Here is a 17,432-nt window from a genome sequence, read left to right on the forward strand (position 1 = left end):
AGGAGCGATCGGTCTCCCCGGAAGTGCTTCTTGAACCTGACGAGAATAACCTCTCTGGCCAGGTCAGACACAACATACAAGGAGCGAGCGCAGCTCGCGATGCGCCGCGCGGGCGGCGCTCGATCTCGCAGGCGCTGCAATGCCTAAGCCATGCCCCGCATCACCGAATCCACTCACCCCTCTGCTGCAACCGCCACCCGACCCACCCCAGCGTCACCGCCCGCAACCCCATGAACCCAAGAAACGCCAACCACAACCCATGGTTGCCCAACCCGCTCATGGCCAGTGCCACCGGCAGCGCGATCAACACCGAAAGCAGCATCGCATTACGCATTTCCCGCGCCCGGGTCGCGCCGATGAACAAGCCATCCAGCAAGTAACTCCACACCGCGATCAACGGCAGCAACGCCAGGTAAGGCAAATACGGATAAGCCGCCGCCCGCACACTTTCGATGTCGGTCTGCAAGTCGATGAACAGGTGCCCACCCAGCAGGAACAGCCCGGCAAACCCCACGCTGGTGATCAGTGACCAACCACAAGCGACCACCAGCGAGCGGCGCAAGGTGTCGCGGTCTTGGGCACCAATGGCATGGCCGCACAAGGCCTCCACCGCATGTGCCAGCCCATCCAGCGCATAGGCCGTCAGCAGCAGGCCATTGAGCAACAGGGCGTTGGCCGCCACGGTCGCTTCGCCCAGGCGTGCGCCTTGCACCGTAATCAGCAAGAACACCAGCTGCAGCGCCAGGCTGCGCAGGAAAATATCGCGGTTGACTGACAGCAACGGTCGCCAAGCCTGCCAACGCTTGAGGACCGGCCACACGATCTGCCCAGGGTAAGCGCGCAGGGCCGGCCGGGTCAGGGCCAGCCCGAGCAAGGCGGCACTCCATTCGGCGATTACCGACGCCCGAGCCGACCCGAGCACGCCCCAGTCCAGGCCGAGGACAAACCACAGGTTCAAGATGATGTTCAGCAGGTTAGTGGTCAGAAGAATCGCCAGCGGTGCCCTGGCGTTTTGTGTGCCGAGGAACCACCCGACCAGCGCGTAGCTGGCCAATGCTGCAGGCAGGCCTAGCAGGCGGGTATGGAAGAAGTCCTCGGTGGATTGCTGCAGCGCGGCACTTGGCTGCATCGTGTGCAGCGCCAGTTGGCTGAAAGGAATCGCCAGCAGGCCGATCAGCAAGGCAAAGCCGACTGCCAGCAGCAGCCCCTGCACCAGCACCTGGCGCAACGCCGCACCGTCCCCACGGCCAGCGGCCTGGGCTGCGAAGCCGGTGGAGCCCATGCGCAGGAAGCCCATCAGGCCGACCATGAAAGTGAATAGCGTCGCGCCCACCGCCACGGCACCCAACTGGTGGGCGTGGGGGAGGTGGCCGATGACCGTGCTGTCGACCAGCGCTACCAGCGGCACAGAGATGTTGGACAGGATCATCGGCGCGGCCAGCGCCCAGACTTTGTGGTGGGTGGGGCGGTGGCGCCAGTCGGTGGTCAAAGCGGTCATTGGGCGTCCTTGGGATCTGGGGCTGCGCAGCGCCCCCAGCTTTTCTCAATGGCCACAGTGTAACGGCCAGGCAACCAAATCGCGCGAACATGCGCTTAGCCAGCTATAGTTGCTGCCCTCAAGTACCCGCTGCCAAAGAGTTCCTACTCCATGTTCAACAAAGGATTGTTGCTGGCCTGCGCGCTGGCTTTGCTCAGTGCCTGTGACTCTTCGACGCCGGACAAACCGGCGCCTGCCGAGAAGCCTGCGGCCACTGTGCCGGCCGAGACCCCGGCTGCCAAACGCGAAGACCCGGCGGTGCTCGCCAAGCGCTACGAAGGTCGCGAGCTCACAGTGCTGGATGTATCCGAAGTGCAACTGGACGGCGCCGCAACGCTGTCGATCAGTTTCTCCGCACCGCTGGATGCCAAGCAGGACTTGGCCAGCAAGGTCCACGTGGTCGATACGGTCAAAGGCAAGCTGGACGGCGCCTGGGAACTCTCCGATAACCAGATGGAGCTGCGCCTGCGCCACCTGGAGCCACAGCGCAAGTTGGTGCTGACCGTCGACAAGGGCCTGCTCGCGGTCAACGGCAAGCAACTGGATAGCGAATCGGTCACCCGCCTGGAAACCCGCGACATGCAGCCGACCATCGGCTTTGCCAGCCGCGGCTCGCTGCTGCCCACGCGCCTGGCCGAAGGCCTGCCGGTGATCGCCCTGAATGTCGACAAAGTCGATGTCGAATTCTTCCGGGTCAAGCCGGACATGCTCTCGAGCTTCCTGGCCAGCTGGGGACGTAACAGCAGCCTGTACTACTACCAGTCCAAGGAAACCCTGGACATGGCCGAGCTGGTCTATAGCGGCCGCTTTGACCTCAACCCGGCGCGCAACACCCGCGAGACCGTGCTGCTGCCGATCGCTGGCATCAAGCCGCTGCAGGAGCCTGGCGTGTACTTGGCTGTGATGCGTGCCTCGGGCACCTATGACTACTCGCAGCCGGCAACCCTGTTCACCCTCAGCGACATTGGTGTTTCCGCGCACCGCTACCGCGACCGGCTCGACGTATTCGCCCAGGCGCTGGAAGGCGGCAAGGCCATGAACGGCGTCAACCTGGAAATCCATGACGACAAAGGCAAGCTGCTGGCCCAGGCCACTACCGATGGCAAGGGCCACGCCCAACTGCCGATCACGCCCAAGGCCGACACCCTGATCGCCACCCAGGGCGTGCACACCACCCTGCTGCGCCTGAACACCGCGGCACTGGACCTGGCCGAATTCGACATCACCGGGCCCCAGGCCAACCCGCTTCAGTTCTTCATCTTTGGCCCGCGCGACCTGTATCGCCCGGGTGAGACAGTGCTGCTCAACGGCCTGCTGCGCGACCAGGACGGCAAGCCGGTCAAGGCCCAGCCAGTGAACGTGGAAGTGCGCCGCCCAGATGAGCAGGTCAGCCGCAAGTTCGTCTGGGAAGCCGACGCCAATGGCCTGTTCCAATACCAGTTGCAGTTGGCCACAGAAGCCCCGACGGGGCGCTGGCAGCTCTTGCTCGACCTTGGCGGCGGGCGCAAGCAGGTCTATGAGTTCCTCGTCGAAGACTTCTTTCCAGAGCGCCTGGCGCTGGAACTCAAGGGCAGTAGCAAGCCCCTGTCGCCGGATGAGAATGCCCGTATCCAAGTCAATGGCCGTTACTTGTACGGTGCCCCGGCTGCGGGCAACCGCCTGAGTGGCCAGGCTTATGTGCGCCCGCTGCGTGAGGCCGTAGCGGCGTTGCCGGGCTACCAGTTTGGCTCGGTTACCGAAACCGAACTGAACCAGGACCTGGAACTGGACGAAGTCACCCTCGACCAGGCCGGCAAGGCAGTGGTCGATATCGAAAGCCGTTGGGCCGAGGCCCGTTCGCCGTTGCAACTGACCGTGCAGGCCAGCTTGCAGGAGTCTGGCGGCCGGCCGATCACCCGCCGGCTGGAGCAGCCGATCTGGCCCGCCGAGCGCCTGCCTGGCCTGCGTGGCCTGTTCGATGGCGAGGAAACCGACAGTGACGGGCCGGTGGAATTCGAGTTCCTGGTGGCCGACCGTGACGGCAACAAGCTGGCGGCCAACGACCTCAAGGTACGGCTGGTGCGCGAGCGCCGTGACTACTACTGGAACTACTCGCAGAGCGATGGCTGGAGCTACGCCTACAACGAGAAGTTCCTGACCCAAAGCGAGGAAACCGTCAGCGTCAAGGCCGGGTCCACTGCCAAGCTGAGCTTCCAGGTCGAGTGGGGCCCTTACCGCGTCGAGGTGGAAGACCCGCAGACCGGCCTGGTGTCCAGCCAGCGCTTCTGGGCCGGCTACCGCGCCCAGGACAATGCCGAAGGTGGTGCGGTGCGCCCGGACCAGGTCAAGCTGGCGCTGGACAAGCCATCCTACGCCGACGGCGCCACGGCCAAGGTGACCGTCACCCCGCCGGCCGCTGGCAGCGGCTACCTGATGATCGAGTCCAGCGAAGGCCCGCTGTGGTGGCAGGAGATCGACGTGCCTGCCGAGGGCAAGACCTTCGATGTGCAGCTGGACAACGCCTGGGCTCGCCACGACCTGTACATCAGCGCACTGGTGATCCGCCCCGGTGAACGCAAGGCCAATGCCACGCCCAAGCGGTCGGTAGGGGTACTGCACCTGCCGCTGGATCGCAGCGACCGCAAGCTGGCCGTGAGCCTGCAAGCACCCGATAAAATGCGCCCCAAACAGCCTTTGACCGTGAAGGTGAAAGCCGCCAATGCCGATGGCAGCGTGCCCAAGCAGGTGCATGTGCTGTTGTCGGCGGTGGACGTGGGCATCCTCAACATCACCGATTTCAAGACCCCCGATCCATTCGCCAGCCTGTTCGGGCGCAAGGCTTACGGTGCTGACCAGCTGGACATCTACGGCCAGCTGATCGAAGCAGGGCAGGGCCGCCTGGCCAGCCTGGCGTTCGGCGGTGACGCAGCAATGGCCAAGGGGGGCAAACGGCCCAACACCACGGTGACCATCGTCGCCCAGCAGAGCTTGCCGGTGACCCTGGATGACAAGGGCGAAGGCCAGGCCACGGTCGACATCCCTGACTTCAACGGCGAGCTGCGGTTGATGGCCCAGGCCTGGACCGAGGAGCACTTCGGCATGGCCGAAGGCAAGACGGTGGTCGCCGCGCCGCTGATTGCCGAGCTGGCGGCGCCGCGCTTCCTGGCCGGTGGCGACCGCACCAGCCTGGCACTGGACCTGGCCAACCTGTCGGGCCGCGCCCAGCAACTGAACGTTGAAGTCACCACCGAAGGGCAATTGAGCCTGGCTGCCAGCGCCGTGCAGAACGTTGCCCTGGCTGAAGGCCAGCGCTCGACGCTGATGATTCCGGTGCAGGCCCAGGGGGGACTGGGGCAGGGCAAGGTGCACGTGCGTGTGAGCGGCCTGGTGTTGCCCAACGAGCCAACCACTGCATTCGAACGCGAGTGGACGCTGGGCGTGCGCCCGGCCTACCCGGCCATGCTCAAGCACTACCGCGTGGCCTTGAATGACCAGCCATGGACATTGCCTGAGGCAGACCTGGCAGCCTTCGAACCTGCTGGCCTGGAAGCCAGCCTGGCGTTGTCGAGCCGGCCACCGTTGAACCTGGCCGAGCAGATCCGTGCGTTGGAGGCTTACCCTTACGGTTGCCTGGAGCAAACCACCAGTGGCCTTTATCCGTCGTTGTATGCCGATGCCGACAGCCTCAAGCGCCTGGGCATCAAAGGCGAGCCGGCGGATGTGCGCAAGCGCAAGATCGAAATGGGTATCGAGCACCTGCTGGGCATGCAACGCTACAACGGCAGCTTTGGCCTGTGGAGTTCGGACAGTGAAGAAGAGTTCTGGCTGACCGCCTACGTCACCGACTTCCTCTTGCGTGCCCGTGACCAGGGTTATGGGGTGCCGGCCGACGCTTTGAAGAGTGCCAGCGAGCGCCTGCTGCGCTACCTGCAGGAGCGCAACCTGATCGAAGTCGACTACAGCGACAATGCCGATCACACCCGCTTTGCCGTGCAAGCCTATGCGGCGTTGGTACTGTCGCGCAGCCAGCAGGCGCCGCTTGGGGCCTTGCGTGGTCTGTTCGACCGCCGCGCCGATGCCCGCTCCGGCCTGCCATTGGTGCAACTGGCGGTGGCGCTGGACAAGATGGGCGACAAACCGCGTGCCGAGCAAGCCTTGCAGGCGGGCCTGGGTATCAGCCGTGGCAAAGGCTGGATGGCTGACTATGGCAGTGCCCTGCGTGACCAGGCGCTGATCCTGGCGCTGCTGCAGGAAAGCAACCTGGCAAGCAGCCAGATCGACCAGCGCTTGTTCGCCTTGTCGGATGAGCTGGCGGCCAATCGCTGGCTGTCGACCCAGGAGCGTAACGCCCTGTTCCTCGCCGGCCGTGGCCTGCTGGGCAAGCCAGAAGGCAAGTGGCAGGCGCGCCTGGACAGTGCTGGCGAAGTGCGCGAGCTCAACAATGCCGAGGCGGGCATGAAGCTTGAGGGCCCGTTGCTGGCTTCACCGCTGAGCGTCCAGAACCAAGGCAGCGAGACGCTCTATCAGCAGCTGACCTTGTCCGGTTACCCGCGCCAGGCACCTGCGGCAGCCGGCAATGGCATGCAGATTCGTCGCGAATACCTGGGCATGAATGGCCAGCCGCTGGACCTGCACAACCTGCGCAGTGGCGACCTGGTGCTGGTACACCTTGCCCTCAAGGCCGATGACCATGTGCCGGATGCGTTGGTGGTGGACTTGCTGCCGGCCGGCCTGGAGCTGGAAAACCAGAACCTGGCGCAGAGTGCAGCCAGCCTGAGCAACGCCAGCAGTGCGGTGAAGGAGTGGCGCGAGTCGATGCAGAATGCCAGCGTGGTGCATCAGGAATACCGTGATGACCGCTACGTCGCTGCGCTCAAGCTCGACGGCTACGGCACTACCCATCTGCTGTACCTCGCGCGGGCGGTGACTCCGGGCACCTACCGCGTGCCGCCGCCGCAGGTCGAGTCGATGTACCGGCCGAACCTGCAGGCCGTGGGGGATGGGCAAGGGGAGATGACCGTAAAGGCCCGCTAGCGGCCCGCTCTATGCGGACAATGTGGGATTGCGTAGCGACAGGGCGGCACAGCAGCCCCAGGGTTTCAGCTTCGCCGCTTGAATCGTCGGGGCCGCTGTGCGGCCCTATCGCGACGCAAGGCCGCTCCCACAATGACCGCGCAGATCAGTGGATCACCCAGCTCATCACCCACAGCCCCAGCACCAGCCAGATGATGCCGAGGATGATCGAGGCGCGCATGAATGCGCGGATTGCCGAGTACAGCAGCATCAGGCCGATGATCAGGGCCAGGATGCTGAGCAGCGAGGTGTCCATACCCAAAGTGCGTGCCAGGCCGTCGATAAAATTGCCGCCGGCATTGGCCAGCAGGTTGAACAGCCCGCTCAATGCGTCGACGATAAAGCGGATCAACGCGCCCAGTGCCTGGCCCAGCCACTCGAAAAAACCTTCTACATGCATAATTGCTTCCTGATGTACGAATCGGCGAGGTTGCCGTCCCAAAGCCTTTGGCCATTACCTGGTCAGGTCGGTTCCCGATGCCAAGCTTAGCGCGGCCACGCAGCCGTGGGGGCAGGTTGTTGCGCGCCACGGTGATCGGCGTGCTGGTACTGTGCGGGTTGTTATGGCTGGCGGACCGTATCTGGCCGCTGCCCATGCCGGGCGATGACCTGGCCCGGGTCGTGCTGGCCGAGGACGGCACGCCGTTGTGGCGTTTTGCCGATGCCGAGGGCGTGTGGCGTTACCCGGTCAGCCCCGATGAGGTTTCACCCCTGTACCTGCAGGCGTTGCTGACTTATGAAGACCGCTGGTTCTACAGTCACCCCGGGGTCAACCCGCTGGCCCTGGCGCGTGCTGCCTGGCTGAACGTGCGGGGTGGGCGTGTGGTGTCGGGTGGTAGCACGCTGTCGATGCAGGTAGCCCGTCTGCTCGATCCACATGACCGCACCCTAGCCGGCAAATTGCGCCAGTTGTGGCGCACGGCGCAGCTGGAATGGCATTTGTCCAAGCGCGAGATCCTACAAATCTACCTGGACCGCGCACCTTTCGGCGGCACGCTTCAGGGCGTGGCGGCAGCCAGCTGGGCGTACCTGGGCAAGTCTCCCCTGCACCTGACACCTGCCGAAGCGGCCCTGCTGGCCGTGCTGCCTCAGGCACCCAGCCGGCTGCGCCCGGACCGCCACCCCGAGCGTGCCCAGCGTGCCCGGGACAAGGTGCTGCAGCGCCTGGCTGAATACCAGGTATGGCCGGCCCAGCAAATTCGCGAGGCGGCCGAGGAGCCGCTGGTATTGGCGCCACGCCAGGAACCGGCCCTGGCGCCATTGTTGGCCCGGCGCCTGAACAGCGCTGACAGCCCGCCGCTGATCCGTACCACGCTTGACGCTGCGCTTCAGCGGCGCCTCGAAGACTTGCTGCTGGGCTGGCGCGCACGGCTGCCGGAGCGTACCTCGGCCGCCATTCTGGTGGTCGAAGCGCAGAGCATGGCGGTGCGGGCGTACCTGGGCTCGATCGATTTGTCTGATGAGCGCCGCTTTGGCCATGTCGACATGGTGCGCTCGTTACGTTCGCCCGGCTCCACCCTCAAGCCGTTTCTTTACGGCATGGCGCTGGACGATGGTCTGATCCATTCCGAATCGCTGTTGCAGGATGTTCCACGACGCTATGGCGACTATCGCCCTGGCAACTTCTCCATGGGTTTCAGCGGGCCGGTGTCGGCCAGTTCGGCGCTGGCCCTGTCGCTCAACTTGCCGGCGGTGCAGCTGCTGGAGGCCTATGGCCCGAAACGCTTTGCTGCGCAGCTGCGCATGGCGGGTATGCCGCTGATACTGCCGCCCTTGGCCGAGCCCAACCTGTCGCTGATCCTCGGCGGAGCCGGCAGCCGTCTGGAAGACCTGGTCGGCGGCTACGCGGCACTGGCACGGAGCGGCAGCAGCGCACAGGTGCGCTTGCAGCCGCAGGATCCGCTGATTGAGCGGCGCCTGTTGTCGCCAGGTGCGGCGTGGATCATCCGCCGCATCCTCAGTGGCCAGGCGCGCCCCGACCGCGACCCGCATGCCGAGCTGGTGCAGCGCCCGCAATTGGCCTGGAAGACCGGTACCAGCTATGGCTTTCGGGACGCCTGGTCGATTGGCGTAGGCCCTCGCTATCTGATCGGCGTATGGATTGGCCGCCCCGACGGCACCCCGGTGCCCGGGCAGTTCGGCCTGGCCTCGGCTGCGCCACTGATGCTGCAAGTACACGACCTGTTGAGCAACCGCGACAGCCAGCGTGGTATCAGCGTGCCGGTGGAGCGGGTGCCGGCGAACGTCGGCGTGGCGGCGGTCTGTTGGCCGTTGGGCCAGCCAATGAACAAGCAGGACCCAAATTGTCGGCGCCAGCGCTTTGCCTGGACCCTGGACGGTACCACGCCGCCAACCTTGCAGGCTGCCGACCAGCCATTGGGCCTGGGGCTGCGCGAACGTGTATGGATCAACGACCGGGGGCTGCGCGTGGATGGCAGCTGCCCGGGTGCCAAGGAGCGCGAGATAGCCCTGTGGCCCGCACCGCTGGAGCCTTGGCTGCCCCGCGTCGAGCGGCGCGTCGCGCGCCTGCCGGCCATTGACCCGGCCTGCCCGCCGCAGGTACTGGCCAGCGCGCCACCGCTGTCGATCGTCGGCGTGCGCCCAGGCGACAATTTGCGTCGCCCGGCCACCAGCAGCGAGCCTCTGCAATTGCATGTGTCGGCCTTGGGCGGCGGCGGCCGACGCTGGTGGTTCCTCAATGGGCAGCCGCTGGGCGAAACCCAAGGGCAGGACAGCCTGCTATTGCGGTTGCCGCAGGTCGGCCAGGCCGAGCTCAGCGCGCTGGACGAAAGCGGTGAGACGGCGCGGGTTGCGTTCCAGGTCAGCGAGTAGGCGTTAGACGGCGGCCCGGCCAGCACCTACGCTTGCAAGGGACGGGTGTGGCCGGCTGTTGCCCCGCAACCCATGGGAACATGGAGCGCCCTATGCGTCGTCTGGCCGTGCCCCTTCTGTTGCTGCCCTGGGCGCTTGCGGCCCAGGCCGGGCCGTTGCCGGGCTTTCTCGACGGCCACGAATACGAACGGCGCCTGCCCGGCGCCAACTTGCCTGTAGACGCCTATCGCCCACTCAGTCCCAACCTGCGGTTGAGCGGGGGGAGTCGCGGCGTTTCTGTCGGGTTGCCCGACGAGACCCGGCTGGTGCTGCACAAAGTACGCTTCGAGGGCGGTACGGTATTCCCCCTGAGCGAGCTGTGCGAGCACTACCAACCCCTGATCGGGCACCAGACCACGCTGGGTGAGCTGCGGCAATACACCGAGCGCCTCAGCCAACGCTACCGGCAGGAGGGCTACCTGCTGTCGTATGCGTACCTCCCGCCCCAGGACGTAGCCGACGGCAGGGTCAACGTGGTGTTGGTCGAGGGCTATATCGGTGAGTACCGGGTGGAGGGCGATCTCGGCCCTGCCAGCGAGTACCTGGAGCAGTTACTGGCACGCCTTGAGGTTGAGCGGCCACTGACCCGGGATACGCTGCAGCACTACCTTGGCCTGGCTGCGCGTGTGCCAGGTGTTACGGTGGATGCCGAAGTGGCCATGGCGCAGGCCGCTGATGGCGCCGCCCAGCTTACTCTGCAGGCGCGGCGTAAACCGTTCAGCGCCGCCGTGAGCATGACTGACTCCAGCCGTGACGCTGCACAGGCGTTAATGACGGTCACCAGCAATGCACAGACCCGCCATGCTGAACAACTTGCCGCCAGCATGCTGGTACCCCCCGGGGATGACCAGGTTCATTACCAGCGCCTGGATTACAGCCAGTACCTCGACGCTGCCGGTAGCCAACTGTTGCTGTCGGCCTCGCGCTACCAGAGCGAGCCCGGTACACGTATCCGCTTGGATGATGGCAGTGACATCACTCGCAAGCGCGACAGCGAGCGCTATGCCATCGGCCTGCGCCAGCCGGTGATCGCAAGGCCCGACGAGTGGCTGGCGGTACAAGGGCACTTGTATTCGGTCAGCGAGCACGATGAAGATCACCCGGCGAGTCGAGAGTACGACACTTACGTGCGCGCGCTGGCGTTCGAAGGTGAGTGGCGCAGGTTGGAACAGGGGCGTTTGCGTATCGTCAATGCCGGGGTGTTTCAGGGCGTGGATTACCTGGGGGCGCGCAGCGATGCCGACTATGACATGGATTTCTTGCGGCTGCGGCTTGCTGGCTTGCAGAGCGACACGCTGCTCGATAATTGGCAGGGGGTGGCGTCTGGGGCGTTGTACTGGAGTGATGATCGCTTGCCTGACAGTGAGCGGGCCGGGTTTGGCGGGCAGAATTTCGGGCGTGGCTACCCGGGTGACCAAGCGGACGGAGACAAAGGTTGGGGTGTGGCTTACGAGGTGAACTACACCCGGCGTGGTGGCTGGCTGGCGCTGGTGCAGCCCTATGCGGTAGTGGATACGGCGCAAGCCTGGCATAACCGCGGGCCGGTGAAGGATGCCCACCTGGCGTCGGCAGCGCTCGGTGTGCGCTTGGGGGATGGGCGCATGTTCAATGTGGCGCTGGAGCTGGCCAAGCCGCTGGCGGATGTGGCGTTGGACAGTCTTGACCGTGGGCCAAGGCTGACCCTCAGTATTGCTGTTGGGATGTAGGGTAACCATGGGCTGCCTGGCAGCCCTGGCATCTTTCAGTGAGTGGTAAAGCGCTGATGCAACGGCGAGGAGCTGGGTGTCAGCGCCAGCGCCAACTGGGTCCGGTTATGCATATGCGTCAACCGCAACACCTGCGACACATACAACTTCACGGTATTTTCGGTAATGCCCAGTTCACAGGCGATCTGGTAATTGGTCTTGCCCTTGCTCACCAGGCGCGCCACTTCCAGCTGTCGGGGCGATAGCTTCTCGAATGCCGCTGGCAGTTCGCTTTCACTCTCTTCGGCATCCGTAGCACGCCGGTGAGTCCCTTGGCCCCGGGCTTTTTCCAGGTCCTGGTACAGCTCGTCCACTGATTCCGCCAGCTCCTGCAAGCGCTGGTTAAGCCCCCCCAGGTCACGGAAGTTGCGCTGGCGTTCCAGCAATGCCTCTTCCTGCCGGCGTACGCCTTCAAGCAACTCCGCAAGGTCCATCGGTTTCTGGTAGTAGTCGGCAAAGCCCTCGCGAAGCGCGCGGATCACGTCCTGTTTCTCGGCGCGCCCGGTCAACATGATGGCTTCGAACATGCGCTGGCTGCCGTCGATCACCTTCAATGCACGTACCAACTCGATGCCATCCCGTTCTGGCATATGCAGGTCACAGATGATCAGACCAATGGCTGGGTCTGCCACGTAGCGCTCGATGGCTTCGTCAGTGGAGTGGGCGGATACGCAGGCGTACCCCTTGGTTTCGAGGAATTCACATAGTTGTTCGACAATGACCGCCTGGTCATCGACCACTAACACCTTCACTTCACTCACTGGTCTGGACACGATCAACTCCCTGTTCGAATGCGGCCCTGCTCCCGGGCTAGACGCTCTGGCAGTTTAAAGGTAGTCGCATGCGGCGAATCTGTACAAGGTATGTACAAGGAATACGACAGCAGGGGTGCTCATTGGATCCATACGGCTGTCAGAAGAAAGCCCGTCAGTACATAGGGGGCGAACGCCTGCTTGTCGCCCATTTCTTCGGTCAGGGCCTGCAAGCGCTTCTTTATCTTGGGGTTCAGCAATAGCCACAGGCGTCGGCGGGCCAGCAGCCACACCAACACACTGACCCCGGCACCGATGAACGTGCCAAGCACGTATTGCGGGCTAGTGGCCAGGGCCAGGGCGCCCATCAGTTTCACGTCGTCGGCACCGAAGCGGCCGAGCATGTAGCCGGGCAGGGTCAGCAGCATGACGATGGCCAGCGCCCAGCCGGCATCGCTGGCATCGGCGCCAATCCAGCTACGACCGGTGGCGAACAGCCAGACCAAGGCGCAGGTGGCCATGCCCATGGTCAGCATGTTGGAGATCTGGCGTTGACGCACATCCTGTTCGGAGCACAAGGCAAGCCACAGCAGGAGAACAATGCTTTGCATCGGCAGGTCGCCTTTCCCAAAGTTGAACACTTCTACCCGGTCAGTCAGGTTTCCTTAACTGAAGATAGACGGGAACGTGCGGGGGAGTGCGGCGGGAGGGGCAAAAAGGCGTGGTAGAAATGGATTTTGTCGTTCCTGACACTGGGGCCGCGAGGCGGCCCCAGATTTCTTGGCTATTTCTTGCTCCCCGGCGGATAGTTGCCCAGCACCTTGGCCACGGTGTTGCGAATGGCGCTGTTACGCTCTTCAGGGCTTGGCGGGTAGTTGTTCATGATTTGCTCGGCACTGCCGCGCCACACCAGCTTGCCGTCGCGACCGTCGAACATGTCGACCTGGATGGTGGCGACCTTGTAGTCGACGCTGCGGGTTTCGTTGTACATCGGGCCACCCCAGTAGCCGCCCCAATATCCACCCCAGCCACCGCCATAGTTGGTGGTGATCTGTTGCTGGCGCTGTTCGACGATCAGGTACGTACGGACGCTGAGGTCAGGCCGCGCGCCGCCTTGAACCGGGCGCAGGCCGCGCTGGTCGAGCTGGTCGGCAACCGCCTGGCGAATACGTTGCTCGGTGAGGTCGCTCTTGATCCGCGGGTCGTCCGGGCGGTACTGCAGGCCCGGTTCCTGCCATGCCCAGCTGCGGTAGGCGGCAAAATCGCGGCTGGCGTCGAAATCCTGCTGGACGTTATTGCTGGAGCAGGCAGCGAGCATTAACGCGAATGACAGTAGAACGAGACGACGCAACATGGTGGTTCTCCGTTAGCGATTAACTGGGAGGATAGCCGCTGAGCGCCTTGTGCACAGAGTCACGCAAGGCACTTTCGCGTTCGCGTGGCGAGTCCTTGTCGCTGCCGCTTTCGGCGCTGGCGCTCCACACCGGCTGGCCGCTGCGGGCGTCGTACAGGTCGATGCGCACCACCATCACCTCCACTTGGTAGGTGCGCACGACAGGCACACTGGCATAGGCGCCGTAGCCGTTGCGGTAACCTCCATAGCCAACGCCTCCGTAGGGGTAGGGGCCGTAATAGGGGTCATAGGTGTCGTAGTCACGCACCTGGCGCAAGCGCTTCTCCAGGCGCACGTCCGCGCTCACCAGCAAGTCGCCAGGGCTACCGCGAGCGGGACGCAGGCCATGCTGGTCGAGTACGCCGCTTACAGCATCGGCCAACTGCGCAGGGTCGGCGTTGGCCGACCCACTGGGCAACTGGTTGTTGCGCCAGCTCCAACTGCGGTAATGCCCATAGTCACGGGCAGGTGCCGGGTAGGCACTGGCGTCGAACGTGTTGGCCGCCTGGGCCGGGGCCGGTGGTAGCGGGCGGCTGCTGGCCACATACGGGTTGCTGCCCTGGCAGCCAGCCAGGGCAAACGGCAGTAAGGCCAGGTACAACAGGCGGTACGACATGTGTTCCTCCCGGCGGGCGGGTCAACGGGGGCGACAAACCCAGTGCAGGTAACGGCCAAGCCCGGCGAAGCTCGGGTGTCGGCGGTAGGCCAGTTCCATTTCCAGCAGGTCGAGCAACTCGGCCTTGCCCTGGAACTCCTTGGGCATGTAGTCATGGAAAACCCGCACGCCGCTTTCGCTTTCAATCTGCCACATAGCTTCAAGTTGCGCCTTGAGCTCGCGTGGATCAAGTGGTTTCTGAGGGGTCAGGCTCTGCTTTTCACCTTCCAGCCGGTTGCTGCGCAACTTGCGGAAATGGCCTTTGAGCAGGTTGCGATAGACCAGGGCGTCGCGGTTGTAGAAGGCCAGCGACAACCAGCCATCCGGGGCGGTGAGTTGGTGCAGCACGGGCAGGATGCTCTCGGGTTCGGCCAGCCATTCGAGCACGGCGTGGCACAGCACCAGGTCGTAGGGTTCGGTCAACTGGCCGAGCAGGTCTTGCCAGGGCGCCTGGATGAAAGTGGCCGCCTGGCCGGCTTCGGCAAAGCGCGCCCGTGCGCCGTCGAGCATGGGGGCTGCGGGTTCGGCCAGGGTCAGCTGGTGACCGCGCTGGGCTAGCCACAGGGCCATGTGGCCTAAACCGGCACCAATGTCGAGGATGCGCAGCGGGCGGTCTGGCAGTGCTTCTGCCAGGTCGGCCTGCAGCACGGCCAGGCGGATCGCACCTTTGGCGCCGCCATAGATTTTTTCGGCAAAGCGGGTGGCCAGCTCATCGAAATGACGGTCGTTCATCGGGCGAAGCGCCTCTCGCTGTCGGTCAGCTTGGCGCGCACCACCTGGTCCATGTCCAGGCCCAGTTCGCTGCACAGCAGCAACAGGTAGAGCACGACATCACCGATTTCCTGGCCGGCGTGGGCCAGTTTGTCGGCGGGCAGCTGGCGCGATTGGTCTTCGCTCAGCCACTGGAAGATTTCCACCAGCTCGGCCATTTCGACGCTGGCGGCCATGGCGAGGTTTTTCGGACTGTGAAAGCCGCGCCACTCGTTGTTATCGCGGATCTGGTGCAGGCGTTGGGTGAGTTCTTGCAGGTTCATCGGGATCTCCTAATGCTGCATAGCTTCTGCCCAGGCCCGATGCAAAGCAAGCGCGTACCGCAAGGACCTGCACGCTCCTACACGGGCCGCCACTGTCCTGACATATGCAGTATCTCCCCATGGCCATCCAGCCGCAGCTTTCCTGCAGGCCCCGCCTCACTGGCACTGAGTACCACCTCCGATGGCAACCTCACCGGCTTGCGGAAATCCACCTCGATGGCATAGCCACTGTGTGGCAGGTGCCCGCGCAACGCGGCGAGCGCTATGGCCTTGGTCCACATGCCATGGGCAATGGCCGCAGGGAAACCGAACAACCGCGCACTGACGGCGCTGAGGTGAATAGGGTTGTAGTCCCCGCAAACCCTGGCATAACGCCGGCCAATATCACTGTCGGCGTACCAGCGGGTGGCTTCTGGCAGGGATTCAGGGTCATCAGCGACAAGCTCACCGGCCGTGCCATCCAGCTTCAGGCCACGCACCAGCATGCGGCTGGTTTCGCGCCAGAGCAGGCCAATGGCGTCTTCAGCCTCGGTTACCAGATCGAAAGTGCCACCCTTGGCATGCGGTTGCAGGTTGTGTGCATACACCGCAAAGCGCAGCCCCTCGATTGCACCCAGTGGGCGCTGCACTTCGATGCAGTTGTGCAGGTGCACCAGGCCAAGCAGCGGGAAGGGGAAGTCGGGTGCCGTCATCAATTGCAACTGCAGGGTAAACGCCATGACATGGGGATAAGTGCCCGGCAGGCGGCCATCGTCGGGAAAGTGGCAGAGCCGGCGATAGGCTGCCAGGTTGTCTGGCTGAACCCGGATAAAACAGCGCAGGCCATGGTCCGGCAGGCGGTCGCCGCTGATCTTGCGTTTGCTGGCCGCACGCAGGTACAGGCTGGCCCGGTCCGCCGGGGTGTACAGGTCGTGCCATTGTCGGCTCATGTTCAGGCCCCCATCAGTGCCTGGCCGCAGACCCGCAGCACTTGGCCGTTGACCGCACCGGAGCCCGGCTGGCTGAGCCAGGCGATGGCCTCGGCGACGTCCTGCGGGCGGCCGCCCTGGCCCAGCGAACTCAGGCGCCGCCCGGCCTCGCGCAGGCCCATCGGCATTGCCGCCGTCATGTGGGTTTCGATAAACCCAGGGGCCACGGCGTTGATGCTGCCACCGCGCTCGGCGAGCTGTGGTGCCCAGGCCTGGGCAAGGCCGATCAGCCCGGCCTTGCTCGCGGCGTAGTTGGCCTGCCCGCGGTTACCAGCGATGCCACTGACCGAGGCCAGCAGGCTGATACGTGCGTTTTCCCCAAGTGCGCCGCTGTCATACAGCGCCTGGGTCAGCACCTGCGGTGCCTTGAGGTTGACCGCCAGCACTGCGTCCCAGTATTCCGGGGTCATGTTGGCCAGGGTCTTGTCGCGGGTGATGCCGGCGTTATGCACGACGATGTCGATGCCATCCGGCAGGGCGGCGAGGAGTTGCGTAGCTGCATCACTTGCGCAGATGTCCAGCGCCAGCGCCTTGCCGCCAAGGCGCGCGGCGAGGGCGTCGAGGTCTTGGCTGGCCTGGGGCACGTCGAGTAGCAGTACGTCGGCGCCATCACGCGCCAGCGTTTCCGCAATGGCGGCGCCAATACCGCGTGCGGCGCCGGTCACCAGTGCGCGGCGGCCACCCAGTGGCCGGGTCCAGTCCTCGACCTGGCTGGCACAGGCCTCCAGGCGCAGGACCTGGCCAGAGATGAACGCGCTTTTGGGCGAAAGGAAGAAGCGCAGCGCGCCTTCCAGTTGATCTTCTGCGCCAGGGCCGACATACAGCAACTGGGCGGTTGCGCCATTGCGCAACTCTTTGGCCAGCGAGCGGCTGAAGCCCTCAAGCGCACGCTGAGCGATGCTGGCCAGTGGGTCGTCAAGGCTTTCCGGGGCGCGGCCTAGCAGCACTACATGGGCGCACGGAGCCAGGCTGCGCAGCAGCGGCTGGAAAAACTCGCGCAACTGCTTCAATGCATCGCTGTCGGAAAGATGACTGGCATCGAACACCACGGCGTTGAGCTTCGGCCCAAGGCCCGCCACCCAGGCTTCAGCTTGCAGATTATCAGTATTGAAGCTGTAGACCTCGTCGGTCAGGCACGGGGCTATGGCTTCGACCTGACCCGCCAGAGGCCCCCCACCCAGCACCAGGGCACCCTGTACCGGGCGCAGGCGGCCAGCCTGCCAACGCTCCAGCGGCGCGGGGCGTGGCAGGCCAAGGGCATCCACGAAACGGCGGCCGAGGTTGGAGTTGGCAAAACCGAGGTAGCGATCGCTCATGAGTGGGTCTCCCGGAAGGCAAGCTTGAAAGTGTGGACCAACTTTGTGGCAAGGTCGTTCGGATGCGGTAAAAACACCTAGGCTGTACGGTTCAAATTGTTTCAGGAGG

At 64.4% G+C, this 17,432-nt stretch carries 13 protein-coding genes; 3 read left to right on the plus strand and 10 right to left on the minus strand.

Going from position 1 to position 17,432, the window contains the following annotated elements:
- Positions 1 to 160 precede the first annotated feature (160 nt).
- Positions 161 to 1,498, minus strand: a complete 1,338-nt coding sequence (locus DMX11_RS23285) for an MATE family efflux transporter (protein ID WP_110747326.1) — start codon at positions 1,496 to 1,498, stop codon at positions 161 to 163.
- Positions 1,499 to 1,648: 150 nt separating this feature from the next.
- Here DMX11_RS23285 and DMX11_RS23290 point away from each other — a divergent pair, with 150 nt between their 5' ends.
- Positions 1,649 to 6,550: an alpha-2-macroglobulin gene (locus DMX11_RS23290; protein ID WP_110747329.1), complete on the plus strand. Its 4,902-nt coding sequence runs from the start codon at positions 1,649 to 1,651 to the stop codon at positions 6,548 to 6,550.
- Between the two features lie 145 nt (positions 6,551 to 6,695).
- Here DMX11_RS23290 and DMX11_RS23295 read toward each other — a convergent pair whose 3' ends face one another.
- Positions 6,696 to 6,989: a hypothetical protein gene (locus DMX11_RS23295; RefSeq protein ID WP_110747332.1), complete on the minus strand. Its 294-nt coding sequence runs from the start codon at positions 6,987 to 6,989 to the stop codon at positions 6,696 to 6,698.
- Between the two features lie 77 nt (positions 6,990 to 7,066).
- On the opposite strand from DMX11_RS23295, the gene pbpC reads away from it, so the two are divergent.
- Positions 7,067 to 9,421, plus strand: coding sequence for a peptidoglycan glycosyltransferase PbpC (pbpC, locus tag DMX11_RS23300; protein WP_110747335.1), 2,355 nt, complete (start codon positions 7,067 to 7,069; stop codon positions 9,419 to 9,421).
- Positions 9,422 to 9,513: 92 nt separating this feature from the next.
- Positions 9,514 to 11,166, plus strand: coding sequence for a ShlB/FhaC/HecB family hemolysin secretion/activation protein (locus tag DMX11_RS23305; RefSeq protein ID WP_110747338.1), 1,653 nt, complete (start codon positions 9,514 to 9,516; stop codon positions 11,164 to 11,166).
- A gap of 35 nt (positions 11,167 to 11,201) precedes the next feature.
- Here the strand turns inward: DMX11_RS23305 and DMX11_RS23310 are convergent, their stop codons facing one another.
- From DMX11_RS23310 to DMX11_RS23345, 8 genes are all read right to left on the minus strand, one after another.
- Positions 11,202 to 11,978, minus strand: a complete 777-nt coding sequence (locus DMX11_RS23310) for a response regulator transcription factor (RefSeq protein WP_110747341.1) — start codon at positions 11,976 to 11,978, stop codon at positions 11,202 to 11,204.
- Positions 11,979 to 12,097: 119 nt separating this feature from the next.
- The gene (locus DMX11_RS23315; RefSeq protein ID WP_110747414.1) at positions 12,098 to 12,568 is read right to left on the minus strand and encodes a prepilin peptidase; all 471 of its coding nucleotides are present in this window, start codon (positions 12,566 to 12,568) and stop codon (positions 12,098 to 12,100) included.
- A 173-nt stretch (positions 12,569 to 12,741) separates the two neighbouring features.
- Positions 12,742 to 13,311 (minus strand): DUF4136 domain-containing protein, encoded by a 570-nt coding sequence (locus tag DMX11_RS23320; protein WP_110747344.1) that lies wholly within the window; start codon positions 13,309 to 13,311, stop codon positions 12,742 to 12,744.
- Between the two features lie 19 nt (positions 13,312 to 13,330).
- Complete coding sequence (locus DMX11_RS23325; protein ID WP_110747347.1) at positions 13,331 to 13,966, minus strand: DUF4136 domain-containing protein; 636 nt, start codon at positions 13,964 to 13,966, stop codon at positions 13,331 to 13,333.
- A 21-nt stretch (positions 13,967 to 13,987) separates the two neighbouring features.
- The gene (locus DMX11_RS23330) at positions 13,988 to 14,737 is read right to left on the minus strand and encodes a methyltransferase domain-containing protein (protein WP_110747350.1); all 750 of its coding nucleotides are present in this window, start codon (positions 14,735 to 14,737) and stop codon (positions 13,988 to 13,990) included.
- Positions 14,734 to 15,039: a MazG-like family protein gene (locus DMX11_RS23335; protein ID WP_110747353.1), complete on the minus strand. Its 306-nt coding sequence runs from the start codon at positions 15,037 to 15,039 to the stop codon at positions 14,734 to 14,736. The genes DMX11_RS23330 and DMX11_RS23335 overlap by 4 nt, the downstream gene beginning before the upstream one ends.
- Before the next feature lie 77 nt (positions 15,040 to 15,116).
- The gene (locus tag DMX11_RS23340) at positions 15,117 to 15,968 is read right to left on the minus strand and encodes a MaoC/PaaZ C-terminal domain-containing protein (RefSeq protein WP_110747356.1); all 852 of its coding nucleotides are present in this window, start codon (positions 15,966 to 15,968) and stop codon (positions 15,117 to 15,119) included.
- Between the two features lie 2 nt (positions 15,969 to 15,970).
- Positions 15,971 to 17,323, minus strand: a complete 1,353-nt coding sequence (locus DMX11_RS23345; RefSeq protein ID WP_110747359.1) for a 3-oxoacyl-ACP reductase — start codon at positions 17,321 to 17,323, stop codon at positions 15,971 to 15,973.
- Positions 17,324 to 17,432 lie beyond the last annotated feature (109 nt).

The organism is Pseudomonas sp. LB-090624 (assembly GCF_003205205.1).
GTDB lineage: Bacteria > Pseudomonadota > Gammaproteobacteria > Pseudomonadales > Pseudomonadaceae > Aquipseudomonas.